The organism is Gracilibacillus massiliensis, from assembly GCF_001458115.1.
Taxonomy (GTDB): Bacteria; Bacillota; Bacilli; order Bacillales; family Amphibacillaceae; genus Gracilibacillus; species Gracilibacillus massiliensis.
Map to the genome: position 1 here is coordinate 938,628 of NZ_CZRP01000012.1, position 25,601 is coordinate 964,228.

The window sequence follows — 25,601 nt, forward strand, 5'->3', positions numbered from 1 at the left end:
AAAAGTTACACCATTTTATTAAACTCTTTTTGTAATCTTTTTATTATTTTTTTTTCTAATCTTGAAATATAGGATTGTGAGATCCCAAGCATATCTGCTACATCTTTTTGTGTCATTTCCTCTTGATTTGCTAAACCAAATCGTAATTCCATAATTTGTTTTTCCCGCCCATTTAACTGTTCTAACGCTTTACGTAATAATGACTTATCAATACTTTGTTCTAAATCTTTAAAAGTTATATCTTCATCGGTCCCTAAGACATCAGATAATAATAATTCATTCCCATCCCAGTCGACATTCAATGGTTCATCAAAGGATACCTCTGTTTTTAATTTATTATTCTTTCGTAAATACATTAAAATTTCATTTTCGATACACCTGGATGCATATGTGGCCAATTTGATTTTTTTTTCTGGATTAAAGGTATTAATTGCTTTAATTAAGCCTATTGTTCCAATACTAATTAAATCTTCTATATTAATTCCGGTATTTTCAAATTTTCTTGCAATATAGACGACAAGCCTTAAGTTTCGTTCAATCAGCATAGCTCTGGCAGCTTTATCACCAACTGGTAATCGATGAATTAATTCAAATTCTTCTTCTTTTGAAAGTGGTGGTGGTAATGCTTCGCTTCCCCCAATATAGTAAATTTCATCAACTTTATAACCCAATTTCTTTAAAATTTTGTAAAATATCATTTTGTATTTTTGTTGTACAATTAACATACCTTCCACTCCTCCAATATAATATCACCCGGTTTTTTGAAATAACTTAGGGTGTAATAAACAATGATAGCTATTATCTGAAACTAAATTTCCGAATTGAATACCAACTAATACCTTCTTATTGGTCACATGTGTCTCTTTCATATGTATTCGAACATATATAGGTTTAAATGCCATCATAAAATCTTGATGACCATTCACTCCTTGATAAGGAATTAACCGAAATAATGAAGTCGTTAACTCTTCTTCTTTACCTTGTAAAATATTTTGAAAAGATCTCTTTAACTGTGCCAACTCCTGATCATGGAACCAATTCTTGAGGATTGTTTCGTCTACAATAATTACTGGAGTTTGTGTAAAGGGATCGACTAAATGATTACCACTATCTAAATATCCTGTCGTTTCCACTTCTTTGTTCTCCCAAAAGATCACAACTTTATAATGAAATTCTTGATGAAACTGTTGCATCTTGTGCTTGTCCATTCGATGTTTCGTAAATAGAAAAATGATGGGAAAGAAAATGATTACAAATATACCGTGGATATGAGTTACTTCTAATGAATTTGTTAACAGGAAATTTTGCTCACTTATAAATAAAAAATGAATAGCAAATAAGCCACCACCTATTGAGAATGTCATAAAATAAAAGGTACATAGCACTTTTAAATAGATGGCAACGTTTTGAAAGCCAAATGCAATCCAAATGATAATAAACGAATGCGTTATTTTTATTAACCAAGAATCCATCGGAAATGCAGGTAATAAAAATGTGATGGGTACAACTAGCGATCCAAAAAAACTGGCTAGAATGAGTTTATACCATTTGGAAAGCCGCGTTGTAACCGATTGTGTTAATAATAAAATCATCCAATCTATCATAAAATTTAGTAGCCATATAACTTCTACATAAATTACCACCAGTTCCTTCCTTTCTGCTTGCTTGATAACCTTTACTTGTCTACTAAGTAAAGTATAAAGAAACATGGAAAAGAAGTCTGTCACAGTTTGTATGCAAAAACCCTCTAGTTTTAAGAAAAAACTACAGATAATGTAGAAACCTATCCATTCACACTTAATCAAAAACAAATAGTTACAAAACAAAAAATTCAGATATTTTTTTCGTATAAGCAGGATTATACGACACTATTGTAGTGGTAATTATGAGATATTATATGTGCTTTGTAATCGCTCCGGCTTGTTGGCTTCCCTTTCCGCGGGTTTTTCTCCTCAGCTAACTTTTTAAGCAAAGTACGCTTAAAAAGTGGATCTTCGGATAAAAACATCCCGCAGGAGTGGAAGCCAACGCCTGCGCTTTTTAATGCGCTACAACTCAAGCGAGAATAAGCATGTTGGCCTATTCTCTATTTTCCATCAATTTATCATTAGATTACTTACCAATGTTAGCAATATAAGCTGATTTATTGTCTAAGTGTAACCACCCAAAATATGAGCATTTGCAATAGTTGTAGAATCCCACTAAGCGTAGGCGGCCACTTCCACTCCTATGGGATTCTTTTTCCTGAAGATCCACTTTTCCATGCGGTTTTTGCTTGGAAAAGTTAGCTGAAGGAAAAAGCCCATGGAAAGGGAAGTGGGCAAGCCGTAGCGGTTTTTACGCACATACATCCATTCAAAATTACCACTAGAGTTATGTCGTATAATCCTGCTTATACGTATTTATAGGTATTTTTGTGAGGCTGCTCGGGGATATGTTACTTTCGTTTGGTCATGGATTTTAAGGTATAAAAAAAGTTGCCAATTGGAGTTGGCAACTTTTCTGTCTATCTTCTTCTATTGCGATTACGTAAAAATGTTGGTATATCTAATGTATCCTCTTCCTGTTTTGGTCTCGGTTGAGACTGTGGAGAGGCTTGTGGTGATTCTTGAGATTTTTCTGGTTGTCTTTCTCTTTTTGTCGTGTTAGCTTGTAAAACAGATTTCGGCTTGTTTTGAGCATTTTTCATCTGTGTTTCATCAAATCCGGTTGCAATCACGGTAACAACAATTTCGTCTTTTAAGTCTTCATTGATAACAGAACCAAAAATGACATTCACTTCTTGGTCTGCTGCAGACGTTACAATATCAGCAGCTTCTTGTACTTCATAAAGACTTAAGTTTGTTCCACCAGTAATATTCATCAGGACACCATGAGCACCGTCAATGGAAGTTTCAAGCAATGGAGAGGAAATGGCCTTTTTAGCCGCCTCAGCTGCTCTACTTTCACCTGTGGCAACACCGATTCCCATAAGTGCTGAGCCTTTATCTGCCATAATTGTTTTTACATCGGCAAAGTCGACATTAATTAGACCAGGAGTAGCTATTAAATCAGAAATACCTTGCACACCTTGACGAAGGACATTATCCGCTTCACGGAAAGCTTCCAACATCGGCGTATTTTTATCAATTATTTCTAACAAGCGATCATTCGGAATAACAATTAATGTATCCACACTACTTTTTAAACCATCAATACCTGAAACGGCTTGTGTTGCTCTTTTTCTTCCTTCAAAGGTAAATGGACGAGTTACCACACCAACAGTTAATGCTCCCAATTCTTTTGCTACTTGAGCAATCACTGGTGCAGCACCCGTACCGGTTCCACCACCCATACCAGCAGTAACAAACACCATATCTGAACCTTTTAAAATTTCTTCAATTTGTTCTTTACTTTCTTCCGCTGCTTTGCGACCAACTTCAGGGTTTGCACCTGCACCTAACCCTCTCGTTAGTTTAGTTCCAATTTGCATTTTAACTTCTGCTTTCGATAAATTTAAAGCTTGAGCATCTGTATTTACTGCAATAAATTCAACACCCTGAACACCATGTTCTATCATTCGGTTAACAGCATTACTTCCACCACCGCCGACACCGATTACTTTTATCGTAGCTAGTTGATCCATATTTGTATCAAAGTCTAACATGCCATTTCCTCCTATTTTGCAAGATTAATAGTTTGTCTTTTTCTACGTCTCTAATTACTTCAACTTTCTCAATCAAAGAAATATTTGAAGAAGTTCGCTAATTTTGGTTCTTTCTTTTCTTTTGTTTTCTGTTTCGGAGTATTTGTTTTTTTCGATCGGATTGGTTTTTCTTTCTCGACATGACTTACATTATTTTGTTGAGCAGTTACTGCGTTTGAAAACTCTTTCCCTTGTATTTTCGCATTCTTATAAGCAAATTTCAAGATACCAATCCCAGCTGTAAATTGTGGTTCGCGAACCCCTATATAATCTGGTATGGCAATTCTAACATTGCTTTGAAAAATATCTTGTGCTAAGTCTGCTGCACCAGGCATACTCATAGAACCACCCGTTAGTACAAGACCTCCGGGTATTTCATCATACCCCATTTTTTGAATTTCGCGAGCACTATAAATCAATATTTCTTCAAGTCGCGCTTCCATTATCTCTGCTAAATCTAACTGATTATACGTTTGTCTCTGATTACTACCAATTATATTAACCTCAAAGGTCTCTTCTTCGTTAGCATCATTTAGAAAAGCGTGCCCATGATCCAATTTAATATCTTCTGCTTCTTCTGATGTAGTGCGTAATCCAATCGACAAATCTTTGGAAATATTATAGCCACCAAGAGGAACTACACGAGTACTTACTAAGCCATCATCTTCAAAGACAGAAACAGTAGTACTTCCACCACCAATATCTAATAGAGCTACTCCCAAATTTTTCTCATCCTGAGATAAGGCAACTTCACCTGTTGCTAATGGCTGTAAGCAAATATCCATGATGCTTAAACCAGCTCTTTCTACACATTTCAAAATATTATGTAACATTGTTTTAGAACAAGTAATAATTGTTCCTTCCATTTCCAAGCGTACGCCGATCATACCTCGTGGATCACGAATTTCGTCTAGTCCATCTACTATAAATTGTTTCGGTATTACATCGACAATCTCACGTTCAGGTGGAATCGACATTACTTGTGCTGCATCCATTACACGATGTATATCTTCTTCTGCAATCTCTTTATTATCACTTGATACAGCAACCACACCATGGCAAGGTTGAAGTTGCACATGATTTCCGTTAATGCCTACTAATACTTGATCAATATGTATATCTACCATGCGTTCAGCTTGTTCAACTGCTGCACGGATGGAATGAACTGTCTCATCTATATCAACGATAGCACCTTTTTTCATTCCTAACGATTTAGCCGTACCTACACCAATAACATTTAGAGAATCACCAAGAATTTCCCCAATAATCACCTTTATTTTTGATGTACCTATATCCAAGCTGACTAAAATTTCACCGTTGTCCATGAGGCACCTCCTATTTCTATGCATTTATCTAAGAATCATTACATATAATAAATTGTATTAAACACTATTATAATAAAAAACTCAATATTTTTCATGAATATATGTAAATTTATCAGAAAAATATTAATTTTCACTTATTAAGAATTCATTTTTGTTGATATTTCTTTGTTTTTCTTTAATTTTTTATATTGATAATATTTATCTAGTAATAACCTTCTTATGATCGCTAAGTTCTGAAAAAGTCTTACACCAAAAGCGAAGATTGCTGCTAAATAAAGATCAATACCTAGCTGAACACCTAAAAATGCCAAAAATGCAGCTAAGGAAACATTAAAGAAAAAACCTGAAATAAATACCTGCTGGTCAAATTTTGAATCAAGTTGTGCTCTTATTCCGCCAAATAATGTATCTAAAGCAGCTAGTACAGCAATGGACAAGTAATCTGAATAAACATCTGGTATTGTGAAGTTAGTCATAAAGCCTAAAAACAGACCTATAATCAAAAACAATGCAGGCAATAACATTAACTTTCACCTTCTTCTGGGACGTCACCAAGTTGAACATCGTTTAAATTTATTGTTCCTTCATAATTTGGAAGATTAACCTTTTCTTGTTCTCTGATACTAATTGTAACATTTTCTAGTGCAAAATAATCATTTATTTCACTTACTTCAATATGATTTATTAATCTCTCTGTATCGTTTGTTAATACACGAATTTCTACTGGTAAACTGCCTATAGGATTATTGTTCACATATACTTCTCCATTAACATCTCTAATTGGTGTAATGTTAACGATTCGTTGACTTCCAACTGCCATATCATTTGCACCAAATGCATTTAGCTCGTTAATAAATAACTGCAACAATTCTGCATTTAATGATGGGTATTCTTGATATTCTTTATCTAAAAATAATGGCTCGATGGTAAGCATAACACCACTTCCTACCTTTTCCATTATTCCAGCTTCTTTTTGTAGAGTTTCTATAGATTCTTTTAAAGAATCTATTTGCTGTAGCTCTGTTTGCTCTTGATATTCAAGTAACATTTTTTCGGCTATAGCAATTTCTTGATATAAATTTTGTTGTATTTTTTGTTCTTCTTGTAATGCACTTCTAATTTCCCATGTATCTCTAGTTTCACGCTCATCTGGTTGTTGATTGGTATTAAACAAGATGGCAATCATAAATCCGATTAGCAAACAGACAAAACCAATCATAAGTTTTTGGTTAGTGAAGACGTTCTTCATTTCTCTCACATATCCTTTGCGAACATTTCAATATTTGCTTCTTTTTCAATAGTTACCTCAATATTATCTTGGACAAGCATATCAATTACGCCATTTTTTAAATTTACGCTTACTTCTAATATTTCCTGGTCTCCAATGGCAGAAATAACAAATGGGGCTGGATGAGCAGTCCCATCAACTGAAACCACTGGGCCAATACATGAGATGTAGCTATCACGGTATATTCTTTGACCATTTATAGCAATTGCTTTGGCACCTGCACTATATAGTTCGTTCACCGTCTCATGAATATGCCGGTCATGAACAATATACTGGTTTGCGTGATCTTCAGTAGGAATATAACTTGCATCCTTTAATGTAATGGATACTCCTTCTCCAACAATCGGCAATTCACCTGTTAATTTTTGAAGATTTGACTTTGTATCCACAAGGTCTTTTAATTGATCTGCTCCATTTGCTAATTCTTGTTCCGTTTGTTGAACCTCTTGCCGAATGTTATTGAGTTCACCTCTCAGTTGTTTATTCTTTTCTTCCATATCAATCAGTTGTTTTCGATAGTAATAATCCCTTTCCCATTCTTGGTCATTAACTTGTACAATCTCTACAGTTGACTTTGTATGTTGATAACTAAAGGTTAATAAAAAACCTAGTATCATAAATACAAAAGCAAATATTAATTGTTTACTCTTCATCCTCTTCTACCATATCCTCCTCCTGCTCTTCTACTTTATACGGAGTAAAAACAGCCCCACTTTCATCAATCTTAATGACACCCTCACTCTTTGGATCTAACTGTGTAACAATAGAGGGATAACTATTTAAAGTAGAAGATAAATTTCTAATAGAGGACTCCACTTGCTGTCCATCTGTCATATAAAGCTTAATTTTATATGGATTAGAATCGGAAGGAATCCAATGTACTTCAGAAATTAATACAGAGACATAGGTTGATAAACTTGCTATTTCTTCTGATAATTCCTGTAAATAATGATCATCCTCAAATCCTAATATTAATGGAACATCTCCGGTTACTGTAGACCAATTAACTTCTGTTAATAAATCTCCATTTTCTAAAATAGGGTGCAATTTATCGTCAATATCCACATACCCAATATGACTTAGTTCATCAATTTCTATGACAATAGTATTAGGGAATGATTTAGAGACATCTACTGCTGTGACCTGTGGATGCGAAATAATCGCTTGTTCCATGCCATTCGAATTAACACCCCAAAAGTTAGTATTTTTTTCTATTTCACTTAGTTGAATAATTTCTTCTCTCTCAACCCAATTCAATCCAGTTACTTTCACATTTTTCACATAACTCATTGGTGATTGTAAATAAACAACAATAAAGATTAATACAAAAAAGATTAGCAAATAAAATATTAACTTTCTATTTGCTTTTTTGCGTCTTTCATTTTTTAGCTTTGGAATACGATCTTCAATTGAAACTACTCTTTTTTGTACCATAAAAAAACTTCCTTTTCTATTAATCCGGTTACTAAATATTGTATGCTGTCTAGTTTAAATTATATCACAGTAAGTAGTCGTAAGTAATCATCCAAATCTCCCAAGTTTATTGTTTATATTTACTAATATTGATTAATATCCCCACTGAGCATAGTGTTAATGTTAAAGACGATCCTCCATAACTTAAAAAAGGAAGGGTAATTCCAGTTACAGGTATTAATCCAATGACAACACTGATGTTGATCATCACTTGAATCATGATCATACTTACAATACCGATTGCTAATAATCTGGCGAACAAATCTGGCGCGTAAACTGCCGTTAAGATCCCCCTCCAAATAAATAGGAAGAATAATAAAATTACAAAACCCGCACCGATAAAGCCTAATTCCTCTGCAATAATTGCAAAAATAAAATCATTATGTGGTTCAGGTAAATAAAAGTATTTCTGTAGGCTATTACCGAAACCGACTCCGAATAAACCACCAGGACCTATTGCATATAAAGATTGAATAATTTGAAAACCTGTTCCTAAAGGATCTTGCCATGGATCTAAAAAGGCGGTTATTCGATTCATTCTATAAGGGGCTGATATAATAAGTAATAAAAATCCAATAAATCCGAATCCCGCTAGAAAGAGAAAATGAATGATTTTTGCACCTGCTACAAAAATAAGAAGAAAACAAGTTAATAAGAACACCATACCAGTACCTAAATCAGGTTGCAGCATGATAAATAAAAAAATAAGCAACGTAAAAAATAACGGTGGTAAGAATCCTTTTTTAAACTCTGTTATTTTGTCTTGATGATTAACTAAAAATCCGCTTAGGAACATAATGGATGCAAGTTTAATAAATTCGGCCGGCTGGATGCTAAAAGCTCCGACCCCAATCCAGCTTCTCGCTCCTCCCCTTACCATTCCGACACCTGGTATAAGGACCGCAATTAACAGCAAAAAACAGAGGATAAAGATCCATTTTCGATATTTTATCCATTGAAAGTAAGGAATTTTGGAAACCATAAACATGGCAAAAACTCCAACACCTGCGAAAAGTAATTGTCGCTTCAAAAAGTATAAAGAGTCATCAAATTTATATAGTGCCCAAACGGAAGAAGCACTATATACCATTAGCGTTCCTATTGCCAAAATAACTAATATAATCGCAATTAATAAATAATCAGGTTTATGATCTTTCACGATTGATTGCATAAAAAAACCCCCAAATTCTTTTGTGAATTAGGGGCTAGTTACGAATAAAGGTATCTGCGTATTATAATAGACAAGCCCCTCTATTATAACTTATGCACAGATTCCATAAACATGTTGCCTCTCTCTTCAAATGTTTTATATTGATCCCAACTCGCACAAGCTGGAGAGAGTAGAACAACATCACCCTCTTCTGATAAACGAAAAGACTCTTGAACCGCTTGTTCCATTGAGTCAACCGATTGAATCGTCTCGATACCAATATTTTTTCCTACTTTTTCTATCTTCGGTGCTGATTCTCCAAATAATACAAGTGCTTTAACATTTTTCATTACTTCACCTAATTCATCAAATTCATTTCCACGATCAAGACCACCCGCTAATAGAATAGTAGGTTGTTGAAATGCAGACAAAGCTTTTTGAGTTGCTAAAATATTGGTTGCTTTTGAGTCGTTATAAAAGGCTATGCCATTAACTCTTTTTACAAACTGCAAGCGATGAGTTACACCGGTAAACGTGGTTAGCACTTCACAAATCGCTTGATTGGATATACCTTCGCTTTTCGCTACGGCAATAGCTGCTAAGATATTTTCAATATTATGTTCACCGACTAAAGCAATAGAATCAAGATCAATTATTTTTTCCTCTTTGAAATAAATGGCAGTATCTTTACAATATGCTCCATTCAATAGTTTTTGCTTTCGGCTGAATGGTACTAATCTTGAAGATGCTTTCGTGACGATCCTCGCAACCCTTTCATCATCATAATTATAGACAAGCACGTCTTGACTTGTTTGATTTTTAAAGATATTAGCTTTGGCATTTTGATAATGTTCTAATGTGTGATGATAGTCTAAGTGTGCTTCAAAAATATTTAAAAGTACCGCTACTTTTGGTTTGAAACGATCAATCCCTAGTAATTGAAACGAAGATAATTCGGCCACCATTGTTTGATCATTTTCCATCTGTGCTGCTACTTCAGAGGCTACATGACCAATATTACCTGCTAAACTTGCAGGAACGTCTGCTTTTTTATACATTTCATAGATTAATGTTGTCGTTGTTGTTTTTCCATTTGAACCTGTTATCGCAACTAGTTGTTCAATTCCAAAGTATGCAATTAACTCGATTTCGGTTAACACTGGAATATCTTTTTCGATTGCCTTTTCTATTAAAATATTTTCATAACGTATACCAGGGTTTTTGATAACCGCATCGACATTCTCAATTAATTCGAGTGGATGCTCCCCAACAATTACAGGAATCCCTAAAAAACGTAGGTCCTGTACGTTCTCGTTATCCTCCGAGGCCTTTAAATCATTTGCTGTAACGTCAATACCATTTTCGAATAACAATTTGGTTACAGCTGTCCCGCTTTTTGCTAACCCTAAAACTAACACTCTTTGAAATGGAAAGTTTTTTAAGTTTCTCATGATGATAACACCTCAATATAAATGCCTAATATAGCGAATAATACCCCCACTGCCCAAAAGGTCGTGACAACACGCCACTCTGACCAACCTTTTAATTCGTAATGATGATGAAGTGGGCTCATCAAGAATATCCGTTTACCTCTAGTTTTAAAAGAAATGACTTGAATCATTACGGATAAAGTCTCGATAACAAATACGCCACCAATAATAACTAATAGGATTTCTAATTTTAATAAAATTGCTATAGCTGCAATAGCGCCACCAAGTGCTAACGATCCTGTATCACCCATAAAGACTTTAGCTGGATGGGCATTAAATACCAGAAAGCCTAATAAAGCCCCTACAACAGACAAACTAAATAATGTAACATTTAAATCAGGAGTCCCATACCACGCTAAAATAGCAAATGCACCAAACGCAACAGCTGCTGTTCCGGCTAATAAACCGTCTAATCCATCTGTTAAATTTACTGCGTTAGATGCTCCAACTAACATAACAATGATAAAGATAGGGTAAAACCATTCTAAATCAAATGAAATGGAGGTTCCAGGTAGCTCAAGGCTCGTTGAAAAATCTTGCTGTAATAATACAATGTAAAAAATAACTGCAATCACAATTTGCCCAAGCAGTTTTTGTTTGGAAGTTAAACCTAAATTTCTCTTAAGGACTACTTTAATAAAGTCATCTAAAAATCCTAATAATCCAAAACCAATTAAAACAAGCAATAATAAATAGATCTCATAACCTAATCCACCTTGGTTTATTCGCGCAATCACTAATATACTTGTGATGGTTACACTAAGTATGATCATTACTCCCCCCATGGTAGGAGTTCCTGATTTTTTTTGGTGTGATTTTGGTCCTTCTTCTCTGATACTCTGACCGAATTTTAATCTTTTAAGAAAAGGAATTAAAATCGGGGATAGTAGAACAGTAATCAAAAATGCGATCGCTACTGTAATTAAAAATGTATATTCATTCATCTATTCTCTCTCCAATCTCCTATCCGAATGGTGCGTCGTTTCTTTATATTTACTTTAGAAATTCAAGTGCTACTTTTTCATCATCAAAGTCTAAAACATTATCTCCAACTATTTGATATGTTTCATGACCTTTACCAGCGATAAGCACAACATCATCTTTTTTCGCTTGTTGAATGGCCTGTTGAATTGCATTTTTTCGATCTAATTGTACTTGATAATTCTGAAAGCTTATTCCCTCTACCATATCATCAATAATTGATTGAGGCGATTCAGAACGTGGGTTATCGGATGTGAAAATGGCATAGTCGGCATATTGACAAGCTACTTTTGCCATCAGAGGTCTTTTGCGACGATCACGATCACCGCCACAACCTACTACCACATGTATGTCACCTTGACAAAAACGTTGAATCGTCGATAACACATTTTCCAATGAATCTGGAGTATGAGCATAATCGATAATGACACTGAAGTCATGTTGATGTTCCACAGGCTGGAAGCGTCCTTTTACACCTGTTGTTTGATTTAATACCGTTTGAATATCAGTTAACGTAATTCCTGAGGCATAAGAAGCCGCTGCTGCAGCCAAAATATTATAAACACTAAACATTCCCATTAATTTGCTGTCAATTTCCACAACACCTTCTGGAGTGAGCATTTTAAATGAGACACCACTTGCCTTCCACTCTATTTCTGTTGCTTGGAATGTTGCTTCACTTTTCACACCATAGGTTAGGATAGGTTGCGCCGTCGCTCTTTTTAAAAACGAGGCATTTTTATCGTCTTGATTAATAATAGCGTATTTCATTTTTTTCTGGTTAAAGCTATTACCTAATTGAGAAAAAAGTAAACTTTTTGCAAATAAATAATGGTCCATTGTTTGATGATAATCAAGATGATCTTGCGATAAATTAGTAAATACTGCTATATCAACATCAACACCATGTACTCTCCCTAAATCTAATGCGTGAGAAGATACTTCCATTGTGACAACTTCCGTATTTTCGTCTACCATTTTCCGTAAGTTCTTCTGTAAAAACAATGAATCTGGTGTCGTGTTCTTCACGGGATAGTTTTGATCTCCTATTACCATCTGCAACGTTCCGATAAGCGCGGTTTTTTGTGATACATACCGATGTATCTCATCAATTATATGTGTGACCGAAGTTTTACCATTCGTACCCGTAACACCAATCACATTCAATTCCTTGGATGGGTGCTGATAAAATTCGTTCGCCAAATGAGCAAGTGCTCTAGATGTATCAGGAACAACAACTACAGGGACTGAAACATCTAATTCTTTTTCAGCTACAATTAGAGTAGCTCCATTGTCTGCTGCAGCCTGGGCAAATTGATGACCGTCAACCGTATAACCTTTAATACAAATAAACATAGAACTAGCCACAATTTCTCGATGATCCATTTCAATTTTTTTTATGTTAATCCTATCTAGTTTTTGATCACACTTATATTCTGGAAGTATACTTAGTAACTTATTTGCATTCATTTTTTCACCTTTTCGTTATTAATTGATTCCATATAATGAAATATTTGATCAATGAGGGATCCTAAAAACATAATTCGCGAACATTAACTAGAAATTAGTTTCCGTTCCCCCACTTAGCTTCTTTGTAAAACTCGAATCTTTAAAGTATTACGTACATTCTACATTGATAAAACAACTATATAATTATAGCAGAAGCTTAAGCACTTTACGATAATAATTTATTACTATTTATTACCTAAAACGAGCCTAATTTTACTTCCTTCTTCTATTTTTTCACCAGCAGAAGGCGCCTGATCAATTATATAGTTCCCCTCACCTACTACCTCCACTTGTAAAGATAATAAATATTGCCGTAATTCTTTTTTATTCAAACCAATCAGATCGGGTACTTCCACCAAAGGCGTGTCTGGCCACTGGTATTCTTTTTCAAGTCCATCTTCCTGCTTAGGTACACCTAAAGCTCGTAAGCTATCGTCAATAATATTACCAACAATTGGCGCAGCGACCACTCCTCCGAATTGGACGACATCTTTTGGGTTATCAACGGCTACATATACGACTATCTCAGGATCATTCGCAGGTGCAAAACCTATAAAGGAAACAATATGATTGTTTTCTAAATATCTACCATTTTCCCCCACCTTTTGTGCTGTTCCTGTTTTACCTCCAACACGGTATCCTTCGACATACGCACTCCTACCTGTACCTACCGCCACCACTGACTCAAGCGTTTCACGTATTTCTTTTGAAGTTTCACTTGAAATGACTCGATCCTTTAATACTGGCTCCATCTCCTCGATTGCCTCACCGGTTATCGGATCTAAGAACGCTTTTGCAACATAAGGTTCGTAAAGATATCCACCGTTTATGGCTGCTGAAACAGCCATAACTTGTTGAATAGGGGTTACAGATACACCTTGCCCAAAAGAAGTTGTCGCTAATTCAACAGGGCCCACATTTTCTAAATCAAATAAAATACCAGTAGCTTCACCTTGTAAATCAACTCCAGTCTTTTCTCCGAAACCGAATTTTTCTATATAAGAAAACAGTTTTTCTTTTCCGAGTTTCTGGCCTAAAACAATAAAACCTGGGTTGCAAGAATTTTGTACGACTTCAAGAAATGTTTGATGACCATGTCCCCCACTTTTCCAACAGTGAAGATGTGTGCCACCAACTTCAATGTCACCATCATCGGTATACTCATCTTCTAATAGGTCAACTAATCCTTCTTCTAATGCTGCTGCTAGAGTAATTATTTTAAAGGTGGAACCTGGTTCATAGGTGCTCCAAATTGGCAAATTACGATTATAAACCTCCGCACTTAATTCTTTATAATTAGCAGGATCGAAGTTTGGCCTTGATGACATCCCTAGAACACTGCCATCTTTAGGATTGACGGCAATCGCAATTGCTCCATCAGGATTATATTTTTCCTCTGCAATGTCTAACTCTCTCTCAATAATCGTTTGTACTCGATTATCAGTTGTCAATTGCAAATTGTATCCATCCACAGGAGCTGTGTATTTGTCAGCCATTTGAGGCATTCTTTTTCCTTTTGCATCACTATAGAATGATAAACTCCCGGGGGTTCCACTTAAATAATCTTCATAATAGAGTTCTAATCCCGTTAAACCTTGATTATCGACACCACTAAATCCTAGGACGTGTGACAAATATGCTCCATTTGGATAATGTCTAATAGAATCTTCTGCGATATAAACACCTGCTAAATTTAAAGTTTGAACGGCGATAGCTTTCTCTTCTGAAATTTTTCTACCTTCTGGATGAAGCCTTACAATACGTTCATTTTTAGTAATGGCAGTTAATGCATCTTGATAAGACATACCTAGTACTTCAGATAATGCTTTTGCTGTTTCTTCTGGTTCTATAACTTGTCTTGGTACGACCATTACAGTAGGTGCTGAAATATTTTCTGCTAGTATTTCTTCATTCCTATCGACAATCTTTCCTCTTTCAGGCTCAAACACAATATCTCTACTCCATAACTCCTCTGCTTGAGCAATTAAAAAATCAGACCAAATAAATTGCACATATCCAAGTCGGAATACAATAACTGCCATAACCAAAAAGGCAAAAAGAAACACAGTGACTATTCTGCGCTGCACCATCATATTGGTAATACGTTTCATAACATTTCTCCTTTAAGTCAAGAACTGTTTGTCCCAATATATGATTGTGAAATTTCGAATAGAACACTGTGAGGCATTGTTATGATGTTTCTTCACTCTCTGATTCTTCTCGGTCACTGTTTGGTTCTTTTAATTCCAGCATCAAATAATCGCCTTTTTCAAATGCTTCTCCTTTTTTGACACTTTGTTTGACAATATATCCACTCCCTAGCCATTCTACATCAAGATCCATAAAATCTTTGAATAATAAGGCATCTCGGAATGACCACCCTGCCATATTAGGCATTTGTAAATTATCTGTTGCGATAAATATCTTTTCTCTAGAGGTTACTTTCGTTCCAACTTCAAGATTTACATCTGTTATCGTATCGCCATCACCAATAACGATTGGTTGGAGGCCTTCCTCTTTTAACTCATTCACATACGACTCAGTACCTTTACCTTCCCATTCAGGAATTTCAGCAACTTGAACTGCTTCTGTTGCTTCCTTATCGGGGGCAATGTCCATTAACCTAAGACTATTTTCCATTACATTTTTAAAAATAAATGAAACTGGTGCAGATCCGGATTCTGTCACTTCCAGTTCAGGTTCTTTAACAGATACATACATAATCAGTTCAGGGTCATCGGCTGGAGCCATACCTAAAAAGGAGAACGTATAATTATCTCTTCCGGTTTTATATTTACCTGTTTCTGGATCAACAAAATTAGCAGTTCCAGTTTTTCCAGCTACGGTATAATCATTTAAATTATAAATATTGTGTGCTGTACCCTTTTCGGATGTTATAACTGTTTCAAGAACTTTTAAAGTCTCTGATGCCGTTTGGGCTGAAATTGGTTCACCTACTACCTCTGGTTGATTTTCCATCAGTACCTCATTGGTGTCATGATCAACCGTTCTGTCAATAATATAAGGTTTAAGCATTTTACCATTGTTAGCAATTGCGGTAGCAGCCTTCATCAATTGAATAGGTGTGGTGGTGGAACCTTGACCATACGATGTAGTAACTTTTTCATCTGTATATTGATAAAGGATGCGTCCTGCAACTTCACCTGGTAAATCAATTTCTGTTTTTTTGTCAAAATCAAAGGCTTGTAAATATTCTAAAAAACGTTCCGCTCCAATTTTCTCATACGCTAACCTTGCTGCTGCCACATTTGAAGATCTTTGGATCCCTTCCAAATAACTAATCGTACCCCAACCTCTATGTTGGTTATGATCACCTATAGTACGGGAATATTCTTCTGCTTTATATGTGCCAGATTTAAAGGTCTCTTCAGGATTCCATACCCCTTCTTCAATCGCTGAAGCAAGAGTAAATATTTTCATAGTAGAACCTGGCTCAAATGGTGTGGCTATCACGTCATTGTACCAGTTATCAACATCGCCTAGATTATTAGGGTTGTAACTTGGTCGATTACTAAGCGCAAGAACCTCACCAGATTTTGCATTCATTACAACTGCCGTCATTCGATCTGGATTATATTCTTCGTCTACTTCCGACATCGCATCTTCTAGTAATGTCTGTATTTTTTGATCAATGGTAAGGTATACATCATCACCATTTTCTGGTTCATTCATTATTTCTTTTGGATTTAATAATTTAAAATTAAACTTATCACGTTGATAAGAGATAGACCCATCTACACCTGTTAATAAGTCATTCATGTATCCTTCAACACCATTAATTCCCACTATTTGATCTTCCTGTTTATCAGTTAAACCAATAGTCTTTGAAGCAAACATACCATTCGGGTAAAAGCGGATAGGTTCTTCAATAAAATTTATTCCTGGTAATTCAAGTGATTCGATTTCATCCTTTTGCTCTTGATTTAATTCACGACCTGCAGAACCAAATTCAACCTGAAATCTACCATTCTTAACTGCTTCATTTAAGCGTTCTGCGACAGCACTTTCTTCGAGCTCAAGAATAGGAGCTAGCTTTTTGGCTGTTTCGTCAATATTTTTCACATGCTTCGGGTTTAGCGGGTTTGCAGTATGTGTTTCATCAATGATTGCATAAACTCGATATACTACATGTTCTTGCGCTAAAGACATGCCATTTCGATCATAAATCGTTCCTCTACTGGCTGGTATTGTATATTGATTTGTTCTTTTTTGATCAGCTAGTTCTTGTATGGAAACCCCTGAGGCCTCTCCAGAAACTTGAATATATAAGAACCTTCCTGCAATAACAAGGAATGCAATTGAAAAAAGCACCATCCAAACGGTTGGCATTATTTGAGTAATTTTACTTTTCATGATTAAACACCTAATCTGTTAATTCTGTTGCTTGTTTCACTTGGGTATTTTTTACTTCCAAACCATTCTTTTTTGCAGTCTTTATTATTCTATCCGGTTGACTTAGTTCTTTTTGTTTATACGCCAAATTTTGATTATGTACTTTTTGTTGATCTATTTGTGTGTTCAATGATTCTATATTACGATTTAATTGGTCTACAGAAGAACTAAAGGAAACAATATAAGCAGAAATAGAAAGGAATACCACTGCAAAAATAATATACATTATTTTCTCCCCACGCGTTACCCATCGTTTCTGAACTTTTACTTTCTTTCTAACGACTTTAGGTTGTTGAACTTGTCTTTGTTGTTCTTCTGTTTGCCATACTCTAGCGTGTTGACTACTCATTGTTTTTCCACCCTTCTATTTTATTTATTCTTCATCTATTTTTACTTTTTCTATAATTCTTAACTTAGCAGACCTTGAACGTCTATTTTCTTCTAATTCTTGTTCTGATGGTAAAATAGGCTTCCTGTTAACTAATTGAAATGCTGGTTTATATTCTTCAGGTATGACAGGAATATTTTTTGGCAATGGAGGAACGGTACTCCATTTTTTAAAGGTTTGCTTACATATACGATCCTCCAAGGAATGAAACGTAATGACAGAAATCCTTCCCCCAATAGATAACGATTTTCCTGCTTGAATTAGAACATCTTCAAATGCTTGTAGTTCGTCATTTACTGCTATACGAATAGCTTGAAAAATTCGTTTAGCAGGATGTCCACCTTTCCTGCGAGCAGGCGCTGGAATCGCTTCTTTAATAACCTCGACTAAATCAAAGGTAGTTTCAATTGGCTTAGCCTCTCTTGTTGCTTCAATTTTACGGGCTATTTGTTTTGAGAACTTTTCCTCGCCATATTTAAAGAAGATAGACACTAACTGTTGATAAGACCAACTATTTACAATTTCATATGCGTTAATTTCTTCATCTTTATTCATGCGCATATCTAACGGGGCATCATGTTGATAACTAAACCCTCGCTCCCCACGATCTAGTTGTGGAGAGGAGACCCCGAGATCCATTAAAACGCCATCCACCTCATCAATATTTAATTTCTGTAACTCTTCCCTCAAGAATCTAAAATTACTTTTAACATATGTAATTTTCTCTTCGTGTTTATGTAGTCTTTCTCTTGCAGCATCAATTGCATCTTGATCCTGGTCGAAAGCAATCAACCTTCCTCCACTTTCTAGCTTTTCTAGTATGTATTCTGAGTGTCCCCCACCACCAAGCGTGCAATCAACATAAATCCCATCAGGTTTTATGTTAAGTCCGTCAACTGTTTCTGTTTTTAGTACTGTGTAATGACCAAACATGGACACACCCCGATCTTGTTGTCTTTTATAAATCAAAATCCATCATATTTTCTGCAATCTCTGCAAATGATTCTTCTGAAACATCTACAAAATCGTTCCATTTATCATCTGCCCAAAATTCTACACGGTTGGAAACACCTATTACAGCACACTCTTTCTCTATGCTTGCATATTTTCGTAAAGGCGCTGGTATGTTTATCCTTCCCTGTTTATCTAGTTCACATTCAACTGCTCCAGAGAAGAAAAACCGGGTGAAAGCTCGTGCATCTTTTTTGGTTAAGGGTAATTTCTTTAGTTTTTCCTCTAATTGGTGCCATTCGTTCATTGGATATGCAAACAAGCATTGATCAAGTCCGCGTGTTATAACAAACTGTTCTCCTAGTCCATCTCTGAACTTAGAAGGTACAATAATACGGCCTTTTGTATCAATGTTGTGTTGATATTCTCCCATGAACATACCCTAGCACCCCACTTTCTAACTTTATCGTACCACATTCCCCCACTTTTCACCACTAAAACTTCAAAAAAATAACTATTTTATTGTAAACGCTTTAATACTCAAAGAAAAACACTGTAATAACAACTATATATTTAGCCGATATTTTATTAGAAAACACATATTGAATGCACATAAGCAGGATTATGCGACACTATTGTAGTGGTAATTATGAGATATTATATGTGCATTGTAATCGCTCCGGCTTGTTGGCTTCCCTTTCCGCGGGTTTTTCTCCTCAGCTAACTTTTCAAGCAAAGTGCGCTTAAAAAGTGGATCTTCGGATAAAAACATCCCGCAGGAGTGGAAGGAGGCCACTGAAAAAGTCCCCCATATAATTGGAAATAAAGCATTGTAATGAAACGATGCTTTATTTTTAGTATAATAAGGTTACTTACATAAAAAATAGAAGCGGTGATTGAGATGATAGAACAACAAACGTCCCTCATGTTAAGTCCTTATGCAGAGCTATATGATCAATTAATACCAGAAGATCATTTTTTAAGACAAATAAATGAATTAGTCGATTTTCATTTTGTTACCGATATGTTATTAGATACCTATTGTATGAATAATGGACGCAATGGCGTACATCCGATTCGCATGTTCAAATACTTAATGTTAAAACAGTTTTATTCCTTATCCGATGAAGATGTAATCCAACGTGCGAAAACGGATTTAGCCTTTAAGTTTTTCTTAGATATCGCTCCAGAAGATGATGTCATTGATGCGAGTTCCTTATCCAAATTCCGTAAACTTCGCATTACGGAATATATGAAAAAAACCGGGGAAGAGGAGAAAGAATCAGAAACAGAGCGCGTACAATATTTTTTGGATCAACTCATTCAAAAAACAGTGGAAATTGCGGTAGCTCATGGACTCATGGAAGGTACAACTCTTATCGTGGATTCCTCCCATACAACCTCTCGTTTTCGTGCGCAAAGTGCCGATCAATACATCAAAGAAAAAGCGAAACTAGTACGTAAAACCGTGTATCAATATGATGAATCCATGAAAGAAAAATTCCCCCAAAAACCAACGGGCCATGATGTGAACGAAACTCGTGCCTATGGTGAACAATTGTTAGAAACAATAGAGCGTGAAGAGAAACTTCAACACCTTCCTGCCGTAAAAGAAAAGGTGAATTTCTTGCGAGAAGTATTATCGGACTGTGAAGACGCGGATATCCGATCCAATGATCCTGATGCACGCGTCGGGTACAAATCACAAGATCACGCTTTTCTTGGTTATAAAAACCATACGAGTAGCGCCATCAATCGCATTATAACGGCAGCTATTTTAACAACTGGGGAAAAAAGCGATGGCCGTTATTTAGGCGGATTGGTAGAAAAAACAAAAAAGGCAGGAGTAGATGTACAAAAGGTCATTGGGGATATGGCTTATTCTGGTACCGATAATTTAAAGTTAGCAAAAAAGGAAGGATTCCAACTTATCTCGAAACTTCATCCTATCATCACGAATACGAAGAAAAGAAACGATGGCTTTATATTTAATAAAGATGCAGATATGTTTCAATGTCCAGCCGGTCAACTAGCCTACAAGAAGAGAAAACATCATCGCTCAGACCGTGATAATCGAAATACACAACTAAGTTATTACTTTGATGTAGAGAAATGCAAGAAATGCCCACTTCGAGAAGGATGTTACAAAGGAACCAAGTCAAAAACCTATTCCGTTACCATCAAATCAACGGAACATGCAGAACAGGAAAAATTCCAAGAAACAGAACTATTTAAAACCTTGGCCAAGGATCGCTACATCATAGAAGCAAAATATGGCGAAATGAAGAATCGACACGGGTTTGGACAAGCCACAAACTCAGGTCTATTAGGCATGGAAATACAAAGCGCCATGACGATATTCGTGGTAAACCTCAAGCGAATTATCACCTTACTAGGTGAAAAGAAAGCTAAAAAGGAAGAAATAAGCATATAAAAAGGAAGTCATATCACCAAAAAATAGGTATAAGACTTCCTTTTTATTATGCATTTTTATCATGATAAAAAAAACTGGACTTTTTCAGTGGCCTCGAGTGGAAGCCAACGCCTGCGCTTATTTATACTCTACAACTAAAGCAAGAGAATGCATTTTTGCTATAAACACTAGTTTTTGTGGTAAATATTTTTAGAGATAATCCAAAATATTAGCATTTGCAAAAAATGTAGAATCTCATTGAGCGTAGGCGTCCACTTCGACTCCTAGGGGATCAACGCGATCTGAAGATCCATTTTGTAAAGTGATCTTCTTTACAAAGTTAGCTGAAGACGCGCCCCTGGAAAGCGAAGGTCGGGTAGATGGCAGGCGCGCGCATTCAATAGAACCACGTTTCCTGCAGCCCCCATACGATCCCGGACGGTCGGATTTCCCGAGTCCGGTTCTGACACTGGGTTTCTATCGCTATATAAGCCTTCCTTATGTATCCCAGGTTTAAATGCTGACACGCATGTTCACCCATTGATACATAAGTTTACTTATATGCTAGTCTTATGCCAATCATTCAACAGACTCTGTGTTCTGTTTATTCTTTGACACGGACGCCCAGTCGCCCAGAGGTCCTTCGCTCTACTCTGGTGTTACCTTTGTAGAAGCTTCATTCCATAAGCTTAGAAAGGCATTACCCTTTCCTCTTCGCTACTACGACCTCATGCGTCCATCCTAAATCCTCCTAACCATTTTCGCTTGTCACTTATATGGTTGGTCTTTGCTGGTTGTTGTCATCCCAGCTGGAAGTAGGACTTTCCCGTCGTTATCTCTGAAAATCTTTCTCTAGATGCCAGAACCCCTACTCCGGCTGCTTCTATGGTGCTCTTGACCGTTACTTCCCATAGAACATCGGCCTTCCCCATTGCCCAACCAGGTCGGCGCATCACAGACATCCCTTCAACAGCTTCTGAAGGGCGCTCGATTTCGGAGCTGCAGTATTCGTTAAAGCCTTCTAGCCTCTAGATTTGCTCGCCACTCTAGCTGTTCCGACCCATACTCTCTCTGCGTAAAGTTGAGCCGCAGTGACTTTTACTTCCAAGCAGAACGTGACTCGTTACCTCACCACGCATTGGATATACTAGTCATCCGAACCGGTCAATTGATGACAGGAGACTTTCACTCCATTAGATTCTCAGCCTTGACGGCTACTCCTGGGCAAGCCGGAGCGGATTCCACACTCATATAAAATGTCAAAATCACCATCAAGTTGTGTCGCATAATCCTGCATATGTGTAACATGATAAATTATTTTTTACTATGAAAAGGTCATGTTATCAGGGCGAGTGTTAACTTTTGACTAAAAAAAAAGGGGCTGTCGCAAAATGCAGAGTATGCATTAGACGACAGCTCTTTTTTCCATTGGATTGTGTATTTAAGGTCGATCCTTTTTATTTCGGTTGGGTTGTTTGGTAATAATAGGATAATAGAACGGTTTTTGACACACTTAAATAAGCCTCCACTTTTTCAAAAATTTTTAAGCTGTCTTTAATGGATGGTAATAGAGACGGATACGGTTCGATTGAATTTTTGTATGTATTTTATTGAGATTATAACCAAATGCCAGAATCATTAACTCATTTCGCACATTGTTTATTCCTCTTGAATGAAACTTTTTCAAATGATAATCTTCCTTTATGACACCAAAAGTTCCTTCTACTTGTATGGAACGATTCATGCGATAGAGCGTGCCTGTTTCTGTTTGAATATTTTCTTGCGCTGTTTCTCGGAACGCAAGAAATTGCTTTGCTACGTGTAGTTGTCGATTACCTTTCGCTTTTGTACATTTCTCCTTAAGTGGACAACCTGTGCAGTCTTCACATTCGTAGACGGTTACCAAAGATTGGTAGCCTGTCTGCGAGGTTCGTGTATAGTTTCGAATCGCATGTAACTGCTTGTCATTTGCGCACGTGTACGTATCGGTGCTTTTGTCGTAAGCCATATTTTCTCGGTGTTTGATTTCCTTTTGGAACGAAGCTTTTTTCTTTCGTTCATGATTTTGTGGCTTGATATAGGCCGTCTGCTCCTGCTTCTCTAAATACACATAATTTTCTTCGCTTTCGTATCCGGAATCCGCGACGATATGGCGATAGGTGAAAGGGAGATGTTCCTTTAGATAGCGAAGTAGCGGAATCAATGTCGTCGTGTCGTTACGATCTGAAAAAGCATCGATCCCCACGATGAATTCTGCATCCACGGCAGCTTGGACATTGTAAGCTGGTTTGAGTTGTCCGTTTCTCATATGATCGTCTTTCATTCGCATAAACGTGGCATCATGGTCTGTTTTGGAATAACTGTTCCGTTTTTCTCCCATAATCTGCTGGGAAACGTCATATTGCTTTTTGCGTTGAAGCATGTCCTTTACTTGTTCATGGTATCGTTGAAGGACGGTTTTTCTTTTCCCTTTACCATAAACAAACACGATTTGTTCTTCTTCCTGTCGTTCTTCTAGGAAGGCAAGAACCTTTTTTAAATCCTTATGAAATGTCTCATAAGAAGTGTGGAACATTTTACAGTAAGTTGTATTGATCTGTTCTAGGAGTGTTTGCCATTTCACGTACATGTTCGTTTCATATTTGGTGATGGCCTTTTTCCATACAAAGGAATACCGATTAGCATAGGCTTCGATTTTGGTACCATCAATATAGACGGTTTCTCCGGTAATCACTTCTTGTTGGTAGAGCCACTCGATTTGTTGGAAAAAGAGCTTTGCCATCACGTCATCTGTTAGGTATTTTTTCTTGAATCGACTGATGGTCGCATGGTCAGGAGCGGGATACCCTTGGAGAAGCCAATGAAAATGAATGTCCCGACGACACGCCTTTTCAATGGCGCGTGAAGACGTGATTTTTTGGGAAGCCGCGTACGTAATGATCTTAAATAAAATGACTGGATCGACTACCGGTTTTCTCCCTTTTGGAGAGTATGCCTGTAGTAATTCTCTGTAATCCATCCTTTCACATAAGAGGCAATGGAGTCGGACCGAATCATCTAATGGAATCATTACTTCCAGATCCATCGGCAGATATAGTTGATAATTTGTCGATGGTTGCGTATACTGAGTTTGTGTTATTAGTTTATTGGTCATAAGTTAATAATACACGAAAGCAGGCCCTTTGTGGTCTGCTTTTTTTGTCTTCACAAAAAAACTGTTGCACAATCTAAATTCTTGATTGTGCAACAGCCCCTTCGACATTCCAAAACTTATAAAGGCATTATTTTCCTTCTCTTTTTCTTAAAATTAAAATCTAGATGCTCATGAAATCGTTGGTAACTATTTAAAATCTTTTGTAAATGTAAGATCTCTTTATGATATTCCATTAAACGAGAGGCAAGCGGTAATAAAGCTAGACGTTCTTTTTCATCTTGTTCATATACTTGTATTAACGTTTCGACAAGGTGTGGAATATCTGGATCGGTAATTTCCTCAATCGATTTGGTTGGATTCTTTTTAATTTTTCCCATCGCACTTAAAAGTAGCCGTTCATGTGAATAAATGATTTTATCTAATTCATCGACTAAAACATTCTGAAACTTTTTAGGGATATGTTCGACTTTATCGTCATATTGATGAAATGCTTCTAACGTCTCTAACGATTTTCTCGATGTATGAATCATCTGCCTAAAGATAATCAATTTACGCATTTTAGGCATTCTAGTTTTTCTCCGGTAAATGCGTTCTTCGCTAAATAATAAATAAGTATTATCAATATGTCTTAATTCTGTTTGAATCCGATCAATTTCAGTCCGTAACGCCGGATCATCTGATAGATGGCGAGTAGAGATGCGTAACCATTGCAAGATATCTGAAGTTAATTGATCGATGGATTTAAATAACCTCAATTCATATTTTGGGGGCAAAAATAACATATTTACTAGGAATGCGGAAACAATACCTAATGTTAAGGCGGCAAAACGTAAACCGGCTAAATTCAATAGCATTAATTCAGAGGTTTCCATGACAGCAAGAACAGCAATAATAGCGAGAGCAACTGTGTTCTCGTTCATTTTTAGAGTCATACAAATCCCAATGACAATTACAGTGGTAAAACCAATCACTACGGGATCGTTTCCTAAGGTGAACACAACCATTGCTGCGATACCTACACCAAAGATATTGGCATAAATTTGTTCTAACATGGTCTGAAATGACCGGTAAATATTTGGTTGGATTGCAAAAGCAGCGGCGATACCAGCATATGTTGCAGAATTAAGGCCAATTAATTGAGCAACATATAGTGCGACAGTTATCGCAACACCAGTCTTAAGCATCCGTGCACCAAGCTTCATAAAATAAATCATCCTTCTAAAATTTGACATAACGGTATATTCGTTCGTAATTCCACTAAGTAGAGGTATACCGAAGCTAACTTTCTGATTGAAGTCTCGCTTTTTCTATAATGATTATAACAGGTTCCAAAGTGATCGTGAAACAAACAGGTGAAAAATACAAGTATGAAAATAACCGG

At 36.3% G+C, this 25,601-nt stretch carries 20 protein-coding genes; 1 reads left to right on the forward strand and 19 read right to left on the reverse strand.

Translation table 11 applies throughout. The annotated features are described in order from the left end of the window. Positions 1-5: 5 nt before the first annotated feature. The 17 genes from sigE to mraZ all read right to left on the reverse strand — a co-directional run bounded on the left by sigE (position 6) and on the right by mraZ (position 19,092). Positions 6-725 (reverse strand): RNA polymerase sporulation sigma factor SigE, encoded by a 720-nt coding sequence (gene sigE / locus BN3107_RS12200; protein ID WP_058307899.1) that lies wholly within the window; start codon positions 723-725, stop codon positions 6-8. A 24-nt stretch (positions 726-749) separates the two neighbouring features. Next, positions 750-1,643 carry a sigma-E processing peptidase SpoIIGA gene (spoIIGA, locus tag BN3107_RS12205; RefSeq protein ID WP_058307900.1) on the reverse strand — a complete coding sequence of 298 codons (894 nt, stop codon included), beginning with the start codon at positions 1,641-1,643 and terminating at the stop codon, positions 750-752. 863 nt (positions 1,644-2,506) lie between these two features. Next, positions 2,507-3,646: a cell division protein FtsZ gene (gene ftsZ / locus BN3107_RS12210; RefSeq protein ID WP_058307901.1), complete on the reverse strand. Its 1,140-nt coding sequence runs from the start codon at positions 3,644-3,646 to the stop codon at positions 2,507-2,509. Positions 3,647-3,714: 68 nt separating this feature from the next. Continuing rightward, positions 3,715-5,010, reverse strand: coding sequence for a cell division protein FtsA (gene ftsA / locus BN3107_RS12215; RefSeq protein ID WP_058307902.1), 1,296 nt, complete (start codon positions 5,008-5,010; stop codon positions 3,715-3,717). 137 nt (positions 5,011-5,147) lie between these two features. Beyond that, complete coding sequence (locus BN3107_RS12220) at positions 5,148-5,534, reverse strand: small basic family protein (RefSeq protein WP_058307903.1); 387 nt, start codon at positions 5,532-5,534, stop codon at positions 5,148-5,150. After that, positions 5,534-6,259, reverse strand: coding sequence for a DUF881 domain-containing protein (locus BN3107_RS12225; protein WP_058307904.1), 726 nt, complete (start codon positions 6,257-6,259; stop codon positions 5,534-5,536). The genes BN3107_RS12220 and BN3107_RS12225 overlap by 1 nt, the downstream gene beginning before the upstream one ends. A 5-nt stretch (positions 6,260-6,264) precedes the next feature. Then, entirely contained in the window at positions 6,265-6,951 is a 687-nt protein-coding gene (locus BN3107_RS12230) for a DUF881 domain-containing protein (protein ID WP_058307905.1), read from the reverse strand. Beyond that, entirely contained in the window at positions 6,941-7,732 is a 792-nt protein-coding gene (locus tag BN3107_RS12235) for a cell division protein FtsQ/DivIB (RefSeq protein WP_058307906.1), read from the reverse strand. Before BN3107_RS12235 ends, BN3107_RS12230 begins: the two co-directional genes overlap by 11 nt. 106 nt (positions 7,733-7,838) lie before the next feature. Next, positions 7,839-8,942: a stage V sporulation protein E gene (gene spoVE, locus BN3107_RS12240; RefSeq protein WP_058307907.1), complete on the reverse strand. Its 1,104-nt coding sequence runs from the start codon at positions 8,940-8,942 to the stop codon at positions 7,839-7,841. 83 nt (positions 8,943-9,025) lie between these two features. Then, entirely contained in the window at positions 9,026-10,372 is a 1,347-nt protein-coding gene (gene murD, locus BN3107_RS12245) for a UDP-N-acetylmuramoyl-L-alanine--D-glutamate ligase (RefSeq protein ID WP_058307908.1), read from the reverse strand. Continuing rightward, positions 10,369-11,355 (reverse strand): phospho-N-acetylmuramoyl-pentapeptide-transferase, encoded by a 987-nt coding sequence (mraY, locus tag BN3107_RS12250; RefSeq protein WP_058307909.1) that lies wholly within the window; start codon positions 11,353-11,355, stop codon positions 10,369-10,371. Before mraY ends, murD begins: the two co-directional genes overlap by 4 nt. A gap of 49 nt (positions 11,356-11,404) precedes the next feature. Continuing rightward, positions 11,405-12,862, reverse strand: coding sequence for a UDP-N-acetylmuramoyl-L-alanyl-D-glutamate--2,6-diaminopimelate ligase (locus BN3107_RS12255; RefSeq protein ID WP_058307910.1), 1,458 nt, complete (start codon positions 12,860-12,862; stop codon positions 11,405-11,407). Between the two features lie 224 nt (positions 12,863-13,086). Continuing rightward, the gene (locus BN3107_RS12260; protein WP_058307911.1) at positions 13,087-15,012 is read right to left on the reverse strand and encodes a stage V sporulation protein D; all 1,926 of its coding nucleotides are present in this window, start codon (positions 15,010-15,012) and stop codon (positions 13,087-13,089) included. Between the two features lie 79 nt (positions 15,013-15,091). Next, positions 15,092-17,275: a penicillin-binding protein gene (locus tag BN3107_RS12265; protein ID WP_058307912.1), complete on the reverse strand. Its 2,184-nt coding sequence runs from the start codon at positions 17,273-17,275 to the stop codon at positions 15,092-15,094. Positions 17,276-17,285: 10 nt separating this feature from the next. Next, complete coding sequence (ftsL, locus tag BN3107_RS12270) at positions 17,286-17,663, reverse strand: cell division protein FtsL (RefSeq protein WP_058307913.1); 378 nt, start codon at positions 17,661-17,663, stop codon at positions 17,286-17,288. A gap of 24 nt (positions 17,664-17,687) precedes the next feature. After that, on the reverse strand, positions 17,688-18,635 hold the full coding sequence (rsmH, locus tag BN3107_RS12275) for a 16S rRNA (cytosine(1402)-N(4))-methyltransferase RsmH (RefSeq protein WP_058307914.1): 948 nt from the start codon (positions 18,633-18,635) through the stop codon (positions 17,688-17,690). Positions 18,636-18,660: 25 nt separating this feature from the next. Beyond that, positions 18,661-19,092 (reverse strand): division/cell wall cluster transcriptional repressor MraZ, encoded by a 432-nt coding sequence (mraZ, locus tag BN3107_RS12280; protein WP_058307915.1) that lies wholly within the window; start codon positions 19,090-19,092, stop codon positions 18,661-18,663. A 462-nt stretch (positions 19,093-19,554) separates the two neighbouring features. On the opposite strand from mraZ, the gene BN3107_RS12285 reads away from it, so the two are divergent. Further along, a complete protein-coding gene (locus BN3107_RS12285; RefSeq protein ID WP_058307916.1) occupies positions 19,555-21,087 on the forward strand; it encodes an IS1182 family transposase in 1,533 nt (510 codons plus the stop codon). Positions 21,088-22,609: 1,522 nt separating this feature from the next. On the opposite strand, the gene BN3107_RS12290 is transcribed toward BN3107_RS12285, so the two are convergent. Beyond that, positions 22,610-24,220 (reverse strand): IS1182 family transposase, encoded by a 1,611-nt coding sequence (locus BN3107_RS12290; protein WP_058306120.1) that lies wholly within the window; start codon positions 24,218-24,220, stop codon positions 22,610-22,612. A 116-nt stretch (positions 24,221-24,336) separates the two neighbouring features. Beyond that, positions 24,337-25,422, reverse strand: coding sequence for an FUSC family protein (locus BN3107_RS12295; RefSeq protein WP_058307917.1), 1,086 nt, complete (start codon positions 25,420-25,422; stop codon positions 24,337-24,339). Between the last annotated feature and the right edge of the window lie 179 nt (positions 25,423-25,601).

Coding starts and splice junctions, on each gene's coding strand:
- sigE (WP_058307899.1), bottom strand. CDS start 725: ATGTTAATTGTACAACAAAAATACAAAATGATATTTTACAAAATTTTA.
- BN3107_RS12295 (WP_058307917.1), bottom strand. CDS start 25,422: ATGAAGCTTGGTGCACGGATGCTTAAGACTGGTGTTGCGATAACTGTC.
- mraZ (WP_058307915.1), bottom strand. CDS start 19,092: ATGTTCATGGGAGAATATCAACACAACATTGATACAAAAGGCCGTATT.
- BN3107_RS12260 (WP_058307911.1), bottom strand. CDS start 15,012: ATGAAACGTATTACCAATATGATGGTGCAGCGCAGAATAGTCACTGTG.
- BN3107_RS12225 (WP_058307904.1), bottom strand. CDS start 6,259: ATGAAGAACGTCTTCACTAACCAAAAACTTATGATTGGTTTTGTCTGT.
- spoVE (WP_058307907.1), bottom strand. CDS start 8,942: ATGCAATCAATCGTGAAAGATCATAAACCTGATTATTTATTAATTGCG.
- BN3107_RS12220 (WP_058307903.1), bottom strand. CDS start 5,534: ATGTTATTGCCTGCATTGTTTTTGATTATAGGTCTGTTTTTAGGCTTT.
- BN3107_RS12290 (WP_058306120.1), bottom strand. CDS start 24,220: ATGACCAATAAACTAATAACACAAACTCAGTATACGCAACCATCGACA.
- murD (WP_058307908.1), bottom strand. CDS start 10,372: ATGAGAAACTTAAAAAACTTTCCATTTCAAAGAGTGTTAGTTTTAGGG.
- rsmH (WP_058307914.1), bottom strand. CDS start 18,635: ATGTTTGGTCATTACACAGTACTAAAAACAGAAACAGTTGACGGACTT.
- BN3107_RS12285 (WP_058307916.1), top strand. CDS start 19,555: ATGATAGAACAACAAACGTCCCTCATGTTAAGTCCTTATGCAGAGCTA.
- ftsA (WP_058307902.1), bottom strand. CDS start 5,010: ATGGACAACGGTGAAATTTTAGTCAGCTTGGATATAGGTACATCAAAA.
- BN3107_RS12265 (WP_058307912.1), bottom strand. CDS start 17,275: ATGAAAAGTAAAATTACTCAAATAATGCCAACCGTTTGGATGGTGCTT.
- BN3107_RS12255 (WP_058307910.1), bottom strand. CDS start 12,862: ATGAATGCAAATAAGTTACTAAGTATACTTCCAGAATATAAGTGTGAT.
- ftsZ (WP_058307901.1), bottom strand. CDS start 3,646: ATGTTAGACTTTGATACAAATATGGATCAACTAGCTACGATAAAAGTA.
- ftsL (WP_058307913.1), bottom strand. CDS start 17,663: ATGAGTAGTCAACACGCTAGAGTATGGCAAACAGAAGAACAACAAAGA.
- BN3107_RS12230 (WP_058307905.1), bottom strand. CDS start 6,951: ATGAAGAGTAAACAATTAATATTTGCTTTTGTATTTATGATACTAGGT.
- BN3107_RS12235 (WP_058307906.1), bottom strand. CDS start 7,732: ATGGTACAAAAAAGAGTAGTTTCAATTGAAGATCGTATTCCAAAGCTA.
- mraY (WP_058307909.1), bottom strand. CDS start 11,355: ATGAATGAATATACATTTTTAATTACAGTAGCGATCGCATTTTTGATT.